The organism is Acidiphilium iwatense, from assembly GCF_021556475.1.
GTDB classification, from domain to species: domain Bacteria; phylum Pseudomonadota; class Alphaproteobacteria; order Acetobacterales; family Acetobacteraceae; genus Acidiphilium; species Acidiphilium iwatense.
On sequence record NZ_JAKGBZ010000006.1, the window covers coordinates 124,620 to 139,602 of the forward strand.

Below are 14,983 nucleotides of genomic sequence, written 5' to 3' on the forward strand. Positions count from 1 at the left end.
CTAAAAAGATACTATGGTCAATATCTCTCGTTTTTTATCCTTTTGTCACATATTCTCCTGATTCGTCATGGGTGGCCGGAGGTCGAGCGCTAGACGGTTTGCCAGTGCCCGGCCGAGGATGAGCATCGGCGCTTCGTCGAAAAGAGACGCCCAGAGGCAGATCGAGTGGGGCACACGATAGCGAGGCGCTGCCGGATCGCTCTGCGTGCCGGCGAGCGTATCCGCGAGGCGGCTTGGGCTGTCGATCAGGCCGGAGGGCAGGCAGAGACATGGATGGCCGGTGAAGTTGGTGATTCCGAGCATCGGGCCTGCGAAACTCGGGCCGATCAAAACGTCGATGCCGGTAAAGACTTCGTCAAGCGCGATCATCACACGCCGGCGCAGCCGGTCGAGTTGGATGTGATCGACCGCCGAGAGAAAACGCGCCATGCGAAACTGGTTGGGCCAGGCATGGACATCCTGCCAGGCAAGCAGGTCGTCCCGGTCCGACAGGGTGAGCGGCTCGAAATAGGCCGCAGCTTCGGTCATCAGGATCGAGACAAGGCTGTCATAGGGCAGATCGGGGCGTTCGCATTCGACCAGCGTGACCCCGAGCGCACGGCAATGCTCCAGCATGCCGCGGTCCTCGTCGAGAGTATCATTGTTTTCGAAATCCACGGGGAAATAGCCGACCCGCAGGGTGGCGGGGTCGAGGCCGAGATCGCCGCCGAATGGTGTGGCGATGCTCGCGACATCGGCTGAGTCGGCGCCGTTGATTGCCGAAAGAATCAGGGTGGCATCATCAACCGTGCGGCAGATTGGACCGATCTTGTCGAGGCTCGGGCAGAGAGGCATGACGCCGGTGCGGGCAACCCGGCCAAAGGTCGGGCGCAGACCCACCGTGCCGCAGCGGGTCGAGGGCGAGATGATCGAGCCATAGGTCTCGGTGCCGAGTGAGAAGCCGCAGAGCCCGGCCGCGACGGCCGAGGCTGAGCCGGCGGAGGACCCGGACGATCCTTCCTCGGTGTTCCATGGATTGCGGGTTCGTCCGCCATGCCAGAGATCGCCATAGGCGAGGGCACCGACGCTCGATTTGCCGAGCAGAACGGCGCCGGCCGCGCGCAGCCGTTCAACCACCACGGCGTCGCGCTCCGGGATGCGGCCGAGATAGGGTTCCGCGCCCCAATCGGTGACGATGCCTGCCGTGTCGATGATGTCCTTGCAGGCATAGGGAATGCCATGCAGCGGTCCGGCCCAGTCGCCGCGCGCGGCACGGGCGTCGAGCATCGCGGCCTCGTCGCGCGCCGCCGGATTGAGACGGGCGTAGCACAGCAGGCGCGGGTTCAGCCGTTCGATCCGGTCGAGATAGAGACCGGTCAGGCGGGTCGCGGTCAGTCTGCCCTGGCGGATCCAGGCAATCTGGGTGGCGATCGGGGCAAACGCGATGGCATCGTCATCTTCAGGAAGTTCCGACGTTGTTTCGGGGATAAGAAGCGGTCCCCGATCGCGCATGGAAAAGCCGGGAAGGCGTGGATCGAACACCGTGGCCGGGGCGATTTGGTCATCGAGAACATAGGCGCGGCGGGTTTGAGCAAGAAAGATCTGCTCGGCGAACGCGCCGTCCATCAGCGCGCGCTCCGCCGGGGTGTAGCGGATGCCAACGACCCGCTCGGCTCCCTCGATGTCGTGCGCCGTGACATTAGGTTTCGCTTGCTGGTCCAAGTCGCCGCTCCTTCGGTTTGGGCAACCATAGCACGCGGGTATCAAGTCTAAAATCTTACTGATTTTAGGAACTTAATTGCCGACGCAGCCAATTCTATCGTTTCACGACGACATCCGCCGCGCCAAGGAGACGGCCATCTTCCGCGCGAAGTTCCAGCGGCCGGACCGGTAGGCCGTCCCGGCGGTCAATCAGGGGTGGGCAAGATTCACCGGATTCGAAAAAATACGTCTCGCCCCATTGCCACAGTGCTATGAGCACCGGGAACAGATCGTGCCCTTTCTGGGTAAGAACATAGTTCTGATAGGCGCTGCCATCCGAAGCCGGCACTGCCTCTAAAATGCCATGAGCCAACAGGTTGCGCAGCCGTGCCGCGAGGATGTTCTTCGCCAACCCGAGGCTTTTTTGGAATTCCCCGAAGCGGCGCTTGCCCGCGAAGGCATCGCGCACGATCAGCAGGGACCACCAGTCGCCGATCGCATCCAGCGGCCGCGCGATCGGGCAGAGCATATCTTCGTGGCTCTTACGTTTCACCATGGCTGTCTCGCGTCGTTAATGGTTGCAATATAAAACTTCAAATGTCACATTGGAGGCAGGTTTCAAATTGCTACCACGCGATGGCATGGGAGTTACCCCGATGAATGCATTGCCCAGAATCCTGGCCGTCGCATCGCTCGGCCTGCTGGCCGCCTGCGCAGATGGTAATTCAAATCTGGTTTCGAAGTTCAACGCAGCCTACGGCACGTCGTTTCCGGCCGGCGCGCAAAGCCATATCGGACTCGCGGCCAACCAATCCTGAACGATCGGCCTAGAGAGCCGCTTCCGCCCGCCGTACGGCGGCGAGGGGAGCGGCGGCGCGGCCGACGACCCGGCCGCCGATCACCGCGAGCCAGTCGCCATCGGCGGGCGGTAACGGCAGAAGGCGGATCAGCTTCGCTTCCTGGTCCAGTGCGATCGCGCGGAACACGCCGTGCTCGGTCTGGACCGGGCCCTCCAAATGAATGACGCGGGCAATCGGGTTGCCCGCGTCATCCAATCCCAGCCATTCGCTTGCGCGCGGCCCCGTTGTGGTTTCGATCGTTCCGCGGCCGCGCGCCCAGCGAAGCCGCATCGCGTTACTCCCGCCGATCCTGCGGCACGGTGATCATGCGCTTTTCGCCATGATCTCGTCCGCAATGTTGCGCGGCACCGGATCGTAGTGGTGGAACTGCATGGTGAACGATGCGCGGCCCTTGGTCATGCTGCGAAGATTCGAAATATAGCCGAACATTTCCTTCAGCGGCACCTGAGCACGCACGATGATCGTGGAACCGGAGCTTTCCTGGTTCTGGATCATGCCGCGCCGACGATTGAGGTCGCCTACCACATCGCCCACATGGTCCTGCGGCGTGGTGATTTCCACATCCATGATCGGCTCGAGGATGATCGGGTTCGCCTTTTTCATGCCCTCACGGAAACACGCCTTGGCAGCGATTTCGAAGGCTAGCGCACTCGAATCGACGTCGTGATACTTGCCATCGACCAGCGTGTATTTGAAATCGACCGTCGGGAAACCAGCAAGGACGCCGGTATCGGCCTGCACCTTGATGCCCTTTTCCACCGCAGGGATATATTCCTTCGGCACCGCGCCGCCGACCACCTTATTCTCGAACACCACGCCTTCATTGCGGTCCAACGGCTCGAAAATGATCTTTACCTCGGCATACTGGCCCGAGCCGCCCGACTGCTTCTTATGGGTGTAGGTTTCGGTGTGGGTGCGCGAGATGGTTTCGCGATACGCCACCTGCGGTGCGCCGATGTTGGCCTCGACGCCGTATTCACGCTTCAGGCGATCGATGATGATTTCGAGATGCAACTCGCCCATGCCGGACAGGATGGTCTGGCCGGTCTCCTGATCCGTGCGCAGGCGTAGAGATGGGTCTTCGCCGGCCAGCTTCTGCAGCGCCAGGGTCATTTTCTCGACGGCTTCCTTGGTCCGCGGCTCGACCGAAATGTCGATCACCGGCACCGGGAAGGCCATGCGCTCCAGAATGACCGGGTCTTCGGCGGCCGCAAGGGTATCGCCGGTTCCGGTATCCTTCAGCCCCACAAACGCCGCGATATCGCCGGCGATCACTTCCTTGATTTCGGCGCGCTTATCGGCGTGCATCTGGAACATCCGCCCGATGCGCTCCTTGTGCCCCTTGGTCGTGTTCAGCACCGAATCGCCCGATTTCAGCGTGCCGGCATAGACCCGTACGAAGGTGAGCGTGCCGTATTTGTCGTTGATGATCTTGAAGGCGAGGCCGGCGAATGGTGCCTTCGGGTCGGCCTTGATCCGGCGCTGATGATCACCTTCTTCCTCGCCTTCCTCGGCCGCGACCTTGATGCCCGGCACATCGACCGGGCTCGGCAGATAGTCGAGAACCGCATCGAGCAGCGGCTGCACCCCTTTGTTCTTGAACGCGGTACCGCACAACACCGGGCGGAACGCGCCGCTGATCGTGCCGGTCTTGATCGCGCGCTTCAGCGTTTCGACCGAAACGTCGCCCTTGTCGAAATATTCCTCCATGCCGGCGTCATCGACCGCGAGAGCGGTATCGAGCAGGATCTGGCGGTGTTCCTTGGCCTTTTCCAGCAGATCCGCCGGAATCGCTTCGTCGTGGAATTTGGCACCAAGCTCGCCGCCTTCCCAGACGATCGCCTTCATCTCAACCAGATCGATCACGCCGACGAACTGATCTTCGATGCCGATCGGCAATTGCAGAGGCAGGGCAACGATGTCGAGCTTTTCCTTCAAAGTCGCGAAGGCGCGATAGAAATCCGCTCCGGTACGATCCAGTTTGTTGATAAAGATGACGCGCGGCACGTTGTAGCGATCGGCGAGACGCCAGTTGGTCTCGGATTGCGGCTGCACGCCGGCCACGCCCTCGATGATGAACACCGCGCCGTCCAGCACCCGCAGGCTGCGGTTCACCTCGATGTTGAAATCGATATGGCCGGGCGTGTCGATGATGTTGATGCGATGGTTCTTCCACTCGCAGGTCACTGCGGCCGAGGTGATGGTGATGCCGCGCTCGCGTTCCTGGTCCATATAATCGGTGGTGGTGTTGCCGTCATGCACCTCGCCGATCTTGTGCGACACGCCGGTGTAATACAGGATGCGCTCGGTCGTCGTCGTTTTACCAGCGTCGATATGCGCGGTGATGCCGATATTCCGGATCTTGTCGAGGGGCGTGCCGGACATGCAGTCTCTCCAGGGTAAGCTGTGCGGGAATCGAATTTACAGCAATTTCAATGACAAATCGGGCGCGACCGCCGAGTTGCGTCCGGCGATCCGCCCGATCACGATCGGCGGACCGCCAATCTTGGGTGGGATAATGCCCTGAAGGGGCGGGATTTGCAACCCGTTGGGCGCCTTCACAGCGCCTTGTGCAGCCGACGCAGCATCCTGGCGAGGAATCCCGCTGGTTTGTCGGCGATTTCGGCAACCGCCGGGACTGTGGCAATCGTTTTACCACCGGATGCGACCGTGATGGTGCCGACCCGAGCGCCCTTGACGATTCCGGCCTGCGCCGGCGGATCGTAGCTGACCGTGGTGATCAGGGCCTTTGCGGTGACGACCGGAATCGTCATCACCACATCATGTGCGGCGGCGACCGGAATCGCGGTATTCTGGAGTTCGGGGGTCGCCATGGTGCCGACCGTTTTACCGGCGGTCGCCACGGTCGCATTGGTATAGAATTGATAGCCGTAATCGAGCAGCGCCTCGATGGAATTGGTACTCGCGACCCAGTTTGGCCCGCCCAGAACCACGGCGATCAGCCGCCTGCCCTTGCGCACTGCCGTAGCGTCGATGCAATGCCCGGCTTCCTTGGTCCGGCCGGTTTTCAGGCCATCCACTGTCGGATCGTGGAATAGCACCGGGTTCCAGCTTCGTTGGCGGATTTTATCGAAGGTGTAGTGCTTCTTGGCCGAAATCTTCAGATAGTCCGGATATTTCGTCACGATCGCGCGCGACAGCAGCGCCACGTCCATCGCTGTGGTCCGCAAGGTCGGCTCCGGCAGCCCATCGACATTGGTATAATGCGTGCCGGCCAGATGCAGCTTGGCCGCTTCGCCATTCATCAACTGCACGAAAGCGCTGCGGCTGCCTGCCACCGCCTGCGCCAGCGCAACGGCGGCGTCGTTCCCCGAATCGATGATCAGCCCGTGCAGCAACTGGTTCACCGTCACGGTCATGCTCGGCGAAATGAACATGCGCGATCCGCCGGTGTGCCATGCGACATCGCTCACCGGCACGGTCTGATCCATTTTCAGCGTGCCATGGGCGATCGCCTGATAGGCCAGATAGGCAGTCATCAGTTTGGTCAGGCTCGCTGGCGGCCAGGCCAGATTCGGTGATTTTTCGGCGATGACCGCGCCGGTCTGCGCATCCATCAGAACGTAGCTCGCCTGATCGGGCAGAACCGGCGGTTGCGGCACACCGGGAACGGCGAGCGGTGCCGTCGGCGGCGGACCGGCGGGGATGGCGGCTTTCTGCGCAACCGCTGCCTTGTGGGGCTTCGCCCCATGATGAGGCAGCGCCGCCAAGGCCGGTACGGCGATCAGCGACAAGGCGATGGGAGCAAGAATACGCTTCATGGTCATGTCCGGGAGGTTGCGATGGCCGAGCCATACAATCGCTCGCCGCGCCGGTGCAAATCACGCCCCTGTGCCGTCTAGCTTTCTTGACTTCCCGCACAGCGCAAGGTTGAAGCGGCGCCTGTATGGGAACTGAAGACCACATGACGCAGCAACGGCAGAGTACCGGCTCGATCGTCAAGGAATGGATCGTCACGCTGATCTATGTCATCGTGATCGCGGTCGGCATCCGTTCCTTTTTGTTCGAGCCGTTCTTCATCCCCTCCGGCAGTCTGACGCCGACCTTGCTTCCCGGCGATTTCGTGCTAGTCACCAAATGGAATTATGGCTATTCGCGCTGGTCTTTTCCGTTCGGCGAACCGGATTTCAAGGGCCGCATCTTCGGCGCGGTGCCGAAAATGGGGCAGGTGGTGGTGTTCGCCCTGCCGCGTGATCCCAGCGTCGATTACATCAAGCGGGTGATCGGCCTGCCGGGTGGCACGGTTCAGGTCACCGATGGTCAGCTTTACATCAACGGAACCGAGGTTCCCCGCACGCCGGACGGCACCTATCTGGAAACCCCGCTCGATTCCGGCGAAGGCGTGCCGGTCAGCGTCAAGCTCTACCAGGAACATTTGCCGGACGGCGTTACCCACCTGATCGCCAAGGCGACCAGCCAAGGTTTTGCCAACAACACGCAAGTCTATCACGTTCCGCCCGGCCATCTGTTCATGATGGGCGATAACCGGGATTTCAGCGAAGACTCGCGCTTCCTCAACGCCGTGGGCTATGTTCCGCTCGCGAATGTGGTCGGCCGCGCGCGGCTGATCTGGTTCTCGATCCGGCTCGACCATCCGTGGTGGGAATTCTGGGAATGGCCCGTCGAAATCCGGTGGGATCGCCTGTTCACGGTCATCAAGTGAAGCACGAGCAGGCCGAGGCCCTGCTCGGCCATAGCTTCGCGCGCCCCGGTTTGCTGGCCGAGGCACTCACCCATCGCTCCGCCGTCGGGCAGGGCGGTATGGGGTCGAACGAGAGGTTGGAATTCATCGGCGATCGCGTTCTCGGCCTCCTGATCGCGGAATGGCTGATCGAGCGATTTCCCGGCGAGCGGGAAGGCGGGCTTGGCCCGCGCCTTGCGCACTTGGTGTCGCGGCCATCGCTGGCCGCGATTGCCGAGGCGATCGGCCTGCCCGATCTTCTTTCAGTCTCTCCCGGCGAATCCAAGCGCGGCGTACGCAACCGCTCGACGGTTCTGGCCGACGCGCTCGAAGCCCTCATCGGGGCGCTTTATGCCGATGCCGGACTCGACGCCGCGCGCCGCTTCGTCCGGCGAAGCTTTGCCGTCCGCATCGACGCACAGGAGGCAACCCCGCCGAAGGATTCCAAAACCGCCTTGCAGGAATGGGCACTCGCCCGCGGACCGGTTTTGCCTGTCTATCAACTGATTGCGCAAATCGGCCCGTCTCATGCGCCTCGCTTTCACATCCGCGTGATGATCGGCGATGCCTCGGCCGAGGGCGCGGCGGGGACCAAACGCGAAGCCGAACAACTTGCCGCGCGCGCGTTGCTCGATCGGCTGACGTCATGAGGACACGCTGCGGTTACGTCGCTCTGCTCGGCCGGCCCAACGCCGGAAAATCCACCCTGTTGAATCAGGCAGTCGGTACCAAAGTTTCGATTGTCACCCCCAAGGCGCAGACGACGCGATTCCGCGTCACTGGCATCGTCATGCGCGGGCAATCCCAGATTATTCTGGTCGATACGCCCGGCCTGTTCGCGCCAAGGCGCCGACTGGACCGCGCGATGGTCGCGAGTGCCTGGGAGTCGGTCGCCGGCGCCGATCTTGCCTGTATGTTGGTAGACGCTTTCCGTGCGAACCCGGACGATCTCGCCGAACCGCTCGAAGCTCTGGCCAATACCGGGCGCAGACACTGGCTCATCCTCAACAAGATCGATCTTTTACTCCGCGAAAAACTTTTACCTCTCGCTGACATGCTGGGCAGGATGGGCGGCTTCTCCGAGGTCTTCATGGTCAGCGCCTTGAAACGCGACGGCATCGACAGCCTGCTCGATGCAATGGGGGCGGCGATGCCTGAAGGTCCGCATCTCTACCCGCCGGACGATCTCACCGACCAGACCGACCGGATGCTCGCCGCCGAACTGGTCCGCGAGCAGATTTTCCTACAAACCCGCGAGGAAATCCCCTATGGCGCCTCGGTCGAGACCGAGACCTTCAAGGATCTCAAGGACGGCTCGGCCCGGATCGAAGTCACCATCTATGTCGCTCGCGCGGCACATAAAATGATCATTCTGGGGGAAGGCGGTTCGCGTGTGAAATCCATCGGTTCGCGCGCGCGCAATGAACTGGAGCGATTGTTAGAACGTCGCGTTCACCTGTTCATCCATGTCAAGGATCGTCCCGGCTGGGACGAAGAATCGGCGAGGCTGCGGGCGCTAGGATTGGACGGATAGCTGAGGCGCGGCCCGGAGCTTTGAGAATCGCAACCGTCAGGATTGCGATAGCGGCCGCAAGGCGCGTGCGAGCAACTGGCCGATTCTGAGCGTGAGCAGCAAGGTGGCGGCGATGCCGAGGCCAAGAAGTATCAGGTGAAGCGGGCTGGCGCCGCGATGTGCCGAAGCGATCCCGTTCGCGCCGAGCGTGCCCAGACCGACATAGAGCAGCAGCGCGGGTAGCGACGCGAGCGTGCCGAGCGCATAGGAGCGAAAGTCGATACCCGACAGGCCGAGCGCGAAGGAGGTCAGGGAAAACGGCATCACCGGCGAGACGCGCATCAGCAACACAAGCCGCCATCCATCGCGTGTCAGCGCCGTATCGAGCCGTTCGAGGGCGGCGCGGCCTTCGAGCAGGCGGAGAATCACTGGCCGGAACGCCGAGCGCGCGAGGGCAAATGCGACCGCCGCTCCCAGAAGCACGCCAACTGCCGCCAGCCCGAAGCCGAGCCCGATGCCATAGACCGCACCGGCGGCAAGGCCGAGCAGGGAGGCTGGCAGAAAACCGATCAGGGCGACCAGCGCCTGCAATCCGACGAAGGCGATCCAGCCGAGCGGCCCGAGATCGCGCAGGCGGTCGAGCGCACCGAGCACTGCGCCGGCCCAGTCGGCGGCGCCGGCGAGGCTGGCGATAAACGCGGCGCCGAGCAGCCCGAAGGCGGCCAGTGCCACGATCAGCCGGCGGTTGATCGGCCGTGCGAGGTCGGGCGGCAGTGTTTCGGTCATGGGTTTGCTTCATCGAGGAGAGCCCATGGGCGCAACCCGGCACGGGCAAGCCGGAACCGCAATGCGGTTTCCAGAACCCCGAAACCATAAATCACCGAGCGGCGGAAATTGATCGACGAGGCTTCCTTGAAATAGCGGGTCGGACAGGAGATTTCGCCGAAGCGGAAACCGGCATGGATTGCCAGGGCAATCATCTGGTTGTCGAACACGAAATCGTCCGAGCAGCGACCGAGCGGCAGGCGTTCCAGAACGCGGCGCGACCAGGCGCGATAACCCGTGTGATATTCGGAGAGTTTCTGGCCGAGCAGGATGTTTTCAGTCCAGGTCAGCCCCCGGTTGGCGAGGTATTTCCAGACCGGCATGCCGCCGGCCAGCGCGCCGCCGCCGAGGATGCGCGAGGCAAGCACGGCATCGTAATGGCCGGAGACGATCATCGAGGCCATCGCGGGGATCAGGCGCGGCGAATATTGATAGTCGGGGTGCAGCATCACCACGATGTCGGCACCCCGCGCGAGCGCCGCAGCATAGCAGGTTTTCTGGTTGGCGCCGTAGCCGCGATTTTCGGAATGCACGATGGTGTGCAGCCCAAGCGACTGCGAGAGCGCCGCGGTCTCGTCGCCGCTCGCATCGTCGGTCAGGATCAGGTCGTCGACGATGTCGCGATCGATCTCGGCAACCGTCCGGGCCAGGGTGCGCGCCGCGTTATAGGCGGGCAGCACCACCGCAATCCGCTGGCCGACCAGCATCGGCTACGCCTTCGCGCCGGTGAAGCCGGGCGGGCAGCGAAGATTGCTTCTGCCGGTGCGCCAATACGTCATCTTCCCATCTGGCTTTCACTATTGCCCCGTGCCCTGAGCGAGACAAAATCCATACATCGCATGGCGGCCGAGAGGAAGCAGGCTTCATCCGTCGTCCCGCCGAGGGTGGGCAAGAAGCCAGGGCGATCGCTTGAAGCGTGCTCACGGTGACTGCCGGAGCAAGGCTTCGAGGTATGCGGTGTCCCATGCGGCGGATTTGCGCCTGACTTTGAGGCTGTGCTTGTCTTTTGGCTCGCGCAGCAAGTTCATGGCGATGTGGCGGACGGTGGCCATGTTCTGTGGGCCGGCGCAGGACCGCAGGCGGCTGAGGTCCTCGTGGAACACGACATCGAGCACCCAGTGCAGGCGATTTTCGATACACCATACAAGGCACCGCTTGTAATTTGATGGGGCTCGACGAATCGCCGAGAATCAGCTTTCAAGCGTTGCGCGCTCTGGCGCACTGGCTTGGAGGCCGCGGTGAGCGACAGCAGTCGGCTGAGCTCGGTTCTGTGGGGCGAGTTGCTTGCGGAGCAGCGGCAGAGCCTTTTGCGGACGCTGGGGGAGATGGCCCTTCGTCGGGTGCGGCACGCGCCGGTCATCGAGGAGACGTCCGATGATGAGCGAAGAGCGCACGCTGAAGAGGCGCGTCATGGGTAGTGTCCGCGCTGGTGGTGGGCTTTTGGAATCCGTAACGGTGTAGATTGGGGTGGCCATCGGATCAGTGTAAGCGCCCGGCCTCGGCCGTGTAGCGGTCTGATCCCAAGCGGATTAGCTGGACTCCTTCTGGAGGCTCATAAGGAGACAGCTGGTGGAGGGGGAGATTGTCGCGCGGGTTGAGCGGCGCCGGATGTGGTCGGCGGCTGAGAAGGCTGCATTGTTGGCAGAGGTCGAGATCCTATGGGGATGAGCGGCCATACCGGGCTACGCGGGGGGTCTGGAACGCCCCCGTCGCGCAAGGTGAAAGTGGAACGAGGCGATGATCGCGTGCTGTCATGTCTACGGCCTGTTCGTGGTGCGATGGGACCGCACTGGCCATGATGAAGTCCGCGAGCTGGTTTCCGATCAAAATTGCGCGCTCTGGAGGCGCTCCGACCTCTTGGATTTCAGCAGCTCCCGGATGCGACCGGTTCGTCATCATTCCTCAGCACCTCAACGCGATAGCAATCGCGGCCGGTCTGGCGTGATCGATATCGATCACAGTGCCGGCGCGACGTAATTCTCGTCCCTGCTCATCAAAACCCATGCGATCCGGGCATTCTTGTTGGCCAGCGCCACGGCGACGACCTTCGGCCGTTTGCGCTCCAGCAGCCGCGTCGCCCAGGTTCGGCTGGGATTGGTTTGCCGGGCATAGCGCAGCACTGCCGTCGCCCCGAGCACCATCAGAATTGGACGCAAAAAGGGGGGCACGGTTGGACGCGATTTGACATAATATCCTCCAGTTCCACCATCAGAGGCACGATCCGGGTCTCGAATCGGATATCGGCGAGCGGCGGCAATGTCAGGGTCTCAAGCCGAGCGTCGCCGCCTTTGCCGCCTTGCCGATTAGGCGTGCCAGCGGATGGGCGTTGCCGGTGGTATCGACCACGACCGGCACCTTGTCGCCCAGGGCGAGAGAAAGGCCCTGCGCCTCGATTGCGCGTTCGAAGGCGACGCCATCGCCTGTCTCCTGCCACGCCGCCAGCACGACATCCTCGATGCGGGCCTGCCGCACGCTGGTGCGTTTCTGTTGCTGGCGTTGATCCGGCGTCAGGGCGGCAACCGGTCGCTCGACATCGAGCAGCCCCGACGCCTCCAGGCTGGCGACCACATCGTGACGCCCCTCTCACCGCAAGGCAGCGGCGACGGCGCGGTTATGCTTACCAGCGATGTGCCGCTCGCCGAATTCGAATTCCAGGATGCGCGATATTTTTCTCGGCGGGCGTAATCATGTGCCATCCGGATTGTGCTGCCGTCGCGGCGCACGATGGTCCACACATAATGCCGATGGCCCCTTTCATGCTTGCGGTGGAAGACGGCGAGGCGAGGCTGGCCGGAGAGACAGAATTCCGCCTCATACAATTCGAGATGCCGGACATATTGCGCCTCGGTCCATTCCGTCTCCGGGTCGACATGGAGGTGATGGATCGGCCGTTCCGTCCGCCCGTGCGCCGTCCGGGCGACCATCTCCCGAAGTTGCGGACGAAAGCTGAGCGCTGCCACACCCCGTGCCGGCAGAACCTCTACCTCCTCGTTCTCGTCGGTGCGGAGCAAGTGCAGCGCCAGCGCTTCACCACCGCGTCCCAGGGTCCCGCCTTGAATCATGACGACCCCGCCGCTTCGATCGCCGTGACCAAAGCGTCGCTCGCGAAGCGCGCGGCGGTGATGATCGGATGGCAGCAATGCCCGGCACAGAGCGGAGCGTCATCCGAAAGCCCGGCGCGCCCGACACATCCGAGATCACAGACTTCCGCGAGCCGGTCCGCAGCCGCGACGAGCAGCCGAATCTGCTCAGACCGCGCTACGCTCCCCGATCGCCGTGAGGAGCCTCGCCGAGCAGCCCCGTGGCTAAACCCAACCGCATCAGCGACGCGACGACGAAACCATTCGGCAACCGAAAGACCTGCCGCGTCAGCCGCAGACCGGACACGGGCCGCCAGTTCATCGTCCATCCGCACCATGACCCCGGACGCCATCCGCCGCTGCTCGCTGCCGCGCCGCGTGCCCATCAGATCACCCTTTCCCTGATCGGGGCGACAACATCGAAGCGGTAATCAAGTGACACAGGCAATCGACGGAGGGGTCCACGGGGAGGCGAAGCCTCCCCTGGTGGGGGTGCATGGGGGCGAAGCCCCCTGCCCAGCTGCGCGCGGATACGCGCGCATGGCTGGCTAACCCGCGATAGAGCCAAAACGAAGCCAGACAATCAGGCCCCAGACCGGGTCGCCCTGCGCCCGAAGCCAGCGAACTGGCCACCCCTGACATGACAGATGAGGCGGCGACCGCGATGCAAGTGCCATCGATATCGGTGACGATCATCATGCTACCGACTTCCAGAGATGGCGCAAATCGATCGGCGGCCGGACACGCTCCACGAACAGGCGCGCCTCGTCCACGCTCAGATCGCGCCCATATCCGGCGCCGACCTTCGCGGTCGAATGGCCGAAGATCTTGTCGGCCAGTTCATCACCGATATTCGCCGCGCGCAGCATCTGGCGGAACGAATGCCTGAGGGAATAGAGCACCAGCTTTGGATCGTCCGCTACGTGCTGGTTCAGATAGCGGTTGAACCGCTTCGACCAGGCCGAGGCGGTGCAAGGCTCTTCGCCGGGCTGGACCAGCGTGAATCCGCGAGCAACCTGCGCCTCGCCCCATTCCCGCAACCCCATCCCGAGCAGGTCCGGCAGCACCGGAATCAACCGTGGGGCGGCGCTGGTCTTGCGGCCAACCTCCCGCAGATCGATGCAGTCGATGTCGCCGACGCGGACCAGCCGGGCCGGCGCGGTGGCGATCTCCTCGGTGCGCGCGCCGGTCAACGCGGCAATCGTCAGAAACCACCGCGCAGCCATATCCCGGTGATGACGCGGCAACGCGAACAGCGGCGAGCGGAACAGACGATCGAGTTCGTCATTGGTGAACGCCCGGCGCGGCGGCCCCGACAGGCGCTCCTCGCCGGTCAGGCTTCGAACCGCAACGGCATCGAACCGGTCATCGGCCGCCAGCCCGGCGGCCACCGCCCAGCTTATGAAGTTCTTGATATGGCCGAGGCTGCGCACGATTGTCTTATGATGCAGTTGCCCGCCACGCTTGTTGGGCCTGTCGCGCAGGTGATCAGCGAATAGTTTCAGGTCCGGACGGCGTATCTGGCTGATCGGCCGGGCACCGATCAGACCACGCCAAGCATCGAATGCCTGATCATAGCTCCATCTCGTCTTCGCGGTCAGGCCGGGTTTGTCGCAAAAGAAGGAATCCAAATGGGCATGCTATGGCAACGAGGCTCCTGACGATATTCCGCCGCCAAATGCTTCGCCGGCTATTCCTGCGCCGGGACGCTCTGTCACCCCGTCCACGTGGCGGGCGTCGAACGGCAAATCCGCGAACCGCATGATCGCCGATACCGGCGCCGTGACCATCATCGGCGCGGCATATTTCAGACTATGATCTGCCCGTATCGACTCGCCACGAACACCAGCCTGCCATTCACCCTGCGCATCGGCGATCAGATCCCGAAGCTCCGCCGCGTAGCGTTGCTGCAGGACTTCGGCATCAGCCTGATAATGCCGGCCGAGGTTGAACGCCGCCCGGACCAGCGTTGCCGCCGGGTCTTCGCCCTGTCCATCGATGTGCCGGTTGTTCGCCATCCTGAGACGAAGTGTCTTCAGGAAATGTGAAAGGACCAAAAATAATTTTGCGGCTCGAATTTTAGGGTGTGTCGTCAATTAAGCCAGATAGCGGTGGCGGTGAGGTGGACGCCTGCGAGGAAGTTTCTGGCGGTTTTGTCGTAGCGCGTTGCAATGGCGCGGAATTGCTTGAGTTTGGCAAGGAAGTTCTCGATCAGGTGGCGTGCTTTATAGAGGTCGGGATCATAGTTTCGGGCGACTTTGCGGTTTGCCTTCGGCGGGATCACAACGGCCTTATTTTTCTCTGCGAGCAGGATGATGACCCG

16 protein-coding genes and 3 pseudogenes are annotated in these 14,983 nt (G+C 62.7%); 5 read left to right on the plus strand and 14 right to left on the minus strand.

All coding sequences use genetic code 11. The annotated features are described in order from the left end of the window. Positions 1–45 precede the first annotated feature (45 nt). Positions 46–1,701 (minus strand): amidase, encoded by a 1,656-nt coding sequence (locus L2A60_RS05040; RefSeq protein WP_235703274.1) that lies wholly within the window; start codon positions 1,699–1,701, stop codon positions 46–48. Between the two features lie 94 nt (positions 1,702–1,795). Next, entirely contained in the window at positions 1,796–2,236 is a 441-nt protein-coding gene (locus L2A60_RS05045; RefSeq protein WP_235703275.1) for a winged helix-turn-helix transcriptional regulator, read from the minus strand. A 100-nt stretch (positions 2,237–2,336) separates the two neighbouring features. On the opposite strand from L2A60_RS05045, the gene L2A60_RS05050 reads away from it, so the two are divergent. Then, positions 2,337–2,498, plus strand: a complete 162-nt coding sequence (locus L2A60_RS05050; protein ID WP_235703276.1) for a hypothetical protein — start codon at positions 2,337–2,339, stop codon at positions 2,496–2,498. Between the two features lie 9 nt (positions 2,499–2,507). Here the strand turns inward: L2A60_RS05050 and L2A60_RS05055 are convergent, their stop codons facing one another. The 3 genes from L2A60_RS05055 to L2A60_RS05065 all read right to left on the minus strand — a co-directional run bounded on the left by L2A60_RS05055 (position 2,508) and on the right by L2A60_RS05065 (position 6,328). Continuing rightward, entirely contained in the window at positions 2,508–2,810 is a 303-nt protein-coding gene (locus L2A60_RS05055) for a hypothetical protein (protein WP_235703277.1), read from the minus strand. Between the two features lie 33 nt (positions 2,811–2,843). Then, complete coding sequence (gene fusA, locus L2A60_RS05060; RefSeq protein WP_235703278.1) at positions 2,844–4,925, minus strand: elongation factor G; 2,082 nt, start codon at positions 4,923–4,925, stop codon at positions 2,844–2,846. Between the two features lie 173 nt (positions 4,926–5,098). Beyond that, the gene (locus L2A60_RS05065) at positions 5,099–6,328 is read right to left on the minus strand and encodes a D-alanyl-D-alanine carboxypeptidase family protein (RefSeq protein WP_235703279.1); all 1,230 of its coding nucleotides are present in this window, start codon (positions 6,326–6,328) and stop codon (positions 5,099–5,101) included. 137 nt (positions 6,329–6,465) lie between these two features. Between L2A60_RS05065 and lepB the strand changes: the two genes are divergently transcribed. Genes lepB through era form a run of 3 tightly spaced genes read left to right on the plus strand, consistent with a single transcriptional unit; the run spans position 6,466 to position 8,776 of the window. Further along, a complete protein-coding gene (gene lepB, locus L2A60_RS05070) occupies positions 6,466–7,224 on the plus strand; it encodes a signal peptidase I (protein ID WP_235703280.1) in 759 nt (252 codons plus the stop codon). Further along, the gene (gene rnc / locus L2A60_RS05075) at positions 7,176–7,892 is read left to right on the plus strand and encodes a ribonuclease III (protein ID WP_235703281.1); all 717 of its coding nucleotides are present in this window, start codon (positions 7,176–7,178) and stop codon (positions 7,890–7,892) included. Before lepB ends, rnc begins: the two co-directional genes overlap by 49 nt. Then, positions 7,889–8,776, plus strand: a complete 888-nt coding sequence (gene era, locus L2A60_RS05080) for a GTPase Era (protein ID WP_235703282.1) — start codon at positions 7,889–7,891, stop codon at positions 8,774–8,776. The genes rnc and era overlap by 4 nt, the downstream gene beginning before the upstream one ends. A gap of 36 nt (positions 8,777–8,812) precedes the next feature. On the opposite strand, the gene L2A60_RS05085 is transcribed toward era, so the two are convergent. The 6 genes and pseudogenes from L2A60_RS05085 to L2A60_RS05110 all read right to left on the minus strand — a co-directional run bounded on the left by L2A60_RS05085 (position 8,813) and on the right by L2A60_RS05110 (position 12,642). Continuing rightward, a complete protein-coding gene (locus L2A60_RS05085) occupies positions 8,813–9,541 on the minus strand; it encodes a TVP38/TMEM64 family protein (protein WP_235703283.1) in 729 nt (242 codons plus the stop codon). After that, positions 9,538–10,287, minus strand: a complete 750-nt coding sequence (locus tag L2A60_RS05090) for a glycosyltransferase family 2 protein (RefSeq protein WP_235703284.1) — start codon at positions 10,285–10,287, stop codon at positions 9,538–9,540. The genes L2A60_RS05085 and L2A60_RS05090 overlap by 4 nt, the downstream gene beginning before the upstream one ends. 213 nt (positions 10,288–10,500) lie before the next feature. Next, positions 10,501–10,722, minus strand: a pseudogene (locus L2A60_RS05095) (transposase); the annotation flags it as partial. Positions 10,723–11,535: 813 nt separating this feature from the next. After that, a pseudogene (locus tag L2A60_RS05100) lies at positions 11,536–11,724 on the minus strand (IS110 family transposase); the annotation flags it as partial. A 115-nt stretch (positions 11,725–11,839) separates the two neighbouring features. Next, entirely contained in the window at positions 11,840–12,148 is a 309-nt protein-coding gene (locus tag L2A60_RS05105) for a hypothetical protein (protein ID WP_235703285.1), read from the minus strand. Continuing rightward, the gene (locus L2A60_RS05110; RefSeq protein ID WP_235703286.1) at positions 12,088–12,642 is read right to left on the minus strand and encodes a relaxase/mobilization nuclease domain-containing protein; all 555 of its coding nucleotides are present in this window, start codon (positions 12,640–12,642) and stop codon (positions 12,088–12,090) included. Before L2A60_RS05110 ends, L2A60_RS05105 begins: the two co-directional genes overlap by 61 nt. A gap of 239 nt (positions 12,643–12,881) precedes the next feature. Between L2A60_RS05110 and L2A60_RS05115 the strand changes: the two genes are divergently transcribed. Further along, complete coding sequence (locus L2A60_RS05115; RefSeq protein ID WP_235703287.1) at positions 12,882–13,091, plus strand: hypothetical protein; 210 nt, start codon at positions 12,882–12,884, stop codon at positions 13,089–13,091. A 264-nt stretch (positions 13,092–13,355) separates the two neighbouring features. Here L2A60_RS05115 and L2A60_RS05120 read toward each other — a convergent pair whose 3' ends face one another. From L2A60_RS05120 to L2A60_RS05130, 3 genes and pseudogenes are all read right to left on the minus strand, one after another. Continuing rightward, on the minus strand, positions 13,356–14,093 hold the full coding sequence (locus tag L2A60_RS05120) for a site-specific integrase (protein WP_235703288.1): 738 nt from the start codon (positions 14,091–14,093) through the stop codon (positions 13,356–13,358). A 207-nt stretch (positions 14,094–14,300) separates the two neighbouring features. Beyond that, positions 14,301–14,678, minus strand: a complete 378-nt coding sequence (locus tag L2A60_RS05125) for a hypothetical protein (RefSeq protein ID WP_235703289.1) — start codon at positions 14,676–14,678, stop codon at positions 14,301–14,303. A 74-nt stretch (positions 14,679–14,752) separates the two neighbouring features. After that, positions 14,753–14,983: pseudogene (locus L2A60_RS05130) on the minus strand (IS5/IS1182 family transposase); the annotation flags it as partial.

What these genes read in the sequence shown, in the direction of transcription:
- L2A60_RS05090 (WP_235703284.1), bottom strand. Translation starts at nt 10,287, where the DNA reads ATGCTGGTCGGCCAGCGGATTGCGGTGGTGCTGCCCGCCTATAACGCG.
- rnc (WP_235703281.1), top strand. Translation starts at nt 7,176, where the DNA reads ATGGCCCGTCGAAATCCGGTGGGATCGCCTGTTCACGGTCATCAAGTG.
- lepB (WP_235703280.1), top strand. Translation starts at nt 6,466, where the DNA reads ATGACGCAGCAACGGCAGAGTACCGGCTCGATCGTCAAGGAATGGATC.
- L2A60_RS05050 (WP_235703276.1), top strand. Translation starts at nt 2,337, where the DNA reads ATGAATGCATTGCCCAGAATCCTGGCCGTCGCATCGCTCGGCCTGCTG.
- fusA (WP_235703278.1), bottom strand. Translation starts at nt 4,925, where the DNA reads ATGTCCGGCACGCCCCTCGACAAGATCCGGAATATCGGCATCACCGCG.
- L2A60_RS05065 (WP_235703279.1), bottom strand. Translation starts at nt 6,328, where the DNA reads ATGACCATGAAGCGTATTCTTGCTCCCATCGCCTTGTCGCTGATCGCC.
- L2A60_RS05085 (WP_235703283.1), bottom strand. Translation starts at nt 9,541, where the DNA reads ATGACCGAAACACTGCCGCCCGACCTCGCACGGCCGATCAACCGCCGG.
- L2A60_RS05045 (WP_235703275.1), bottom strand. Translation starts at nt 2,236, where the DNA reads ATGGTGAAACGTAAGAGCCACGAAGATATGCTCTGCCCGATCGCGCGG.
- L2A60_RS05055 (WP_235703277.1), bottom strand. Translation starts at nt 2,810, where the DNA reads ATGCGGCTTCGCTGGGCGCGCGGCCGCGGAACGATCGAAACCACAACG.
- era (WP_235703282.1), top strand. Translation starts at nt 7,889, where the DNA reads ATGAGGACACGCTGCGGTTACGTCGCTCTGCTCGGCCGGCCCAACGCC.
- L2A60_RS05110 (WP_235703286.1), bottom strand. Translation starts at nt 12,642, where the DNA reads ATGATTCAAGGCGGGACCCTGGGACGCGGTGGTGAAGCGCTGGCGCTG.
- L2A60_RS05125 (WP_235703289.1), bottom strand. Translation starts at nt 14,678, where the DNA reads ATGGCGAACAACCGGCACATCGATGGACAGGGCGAAGACCCGGCGGCA.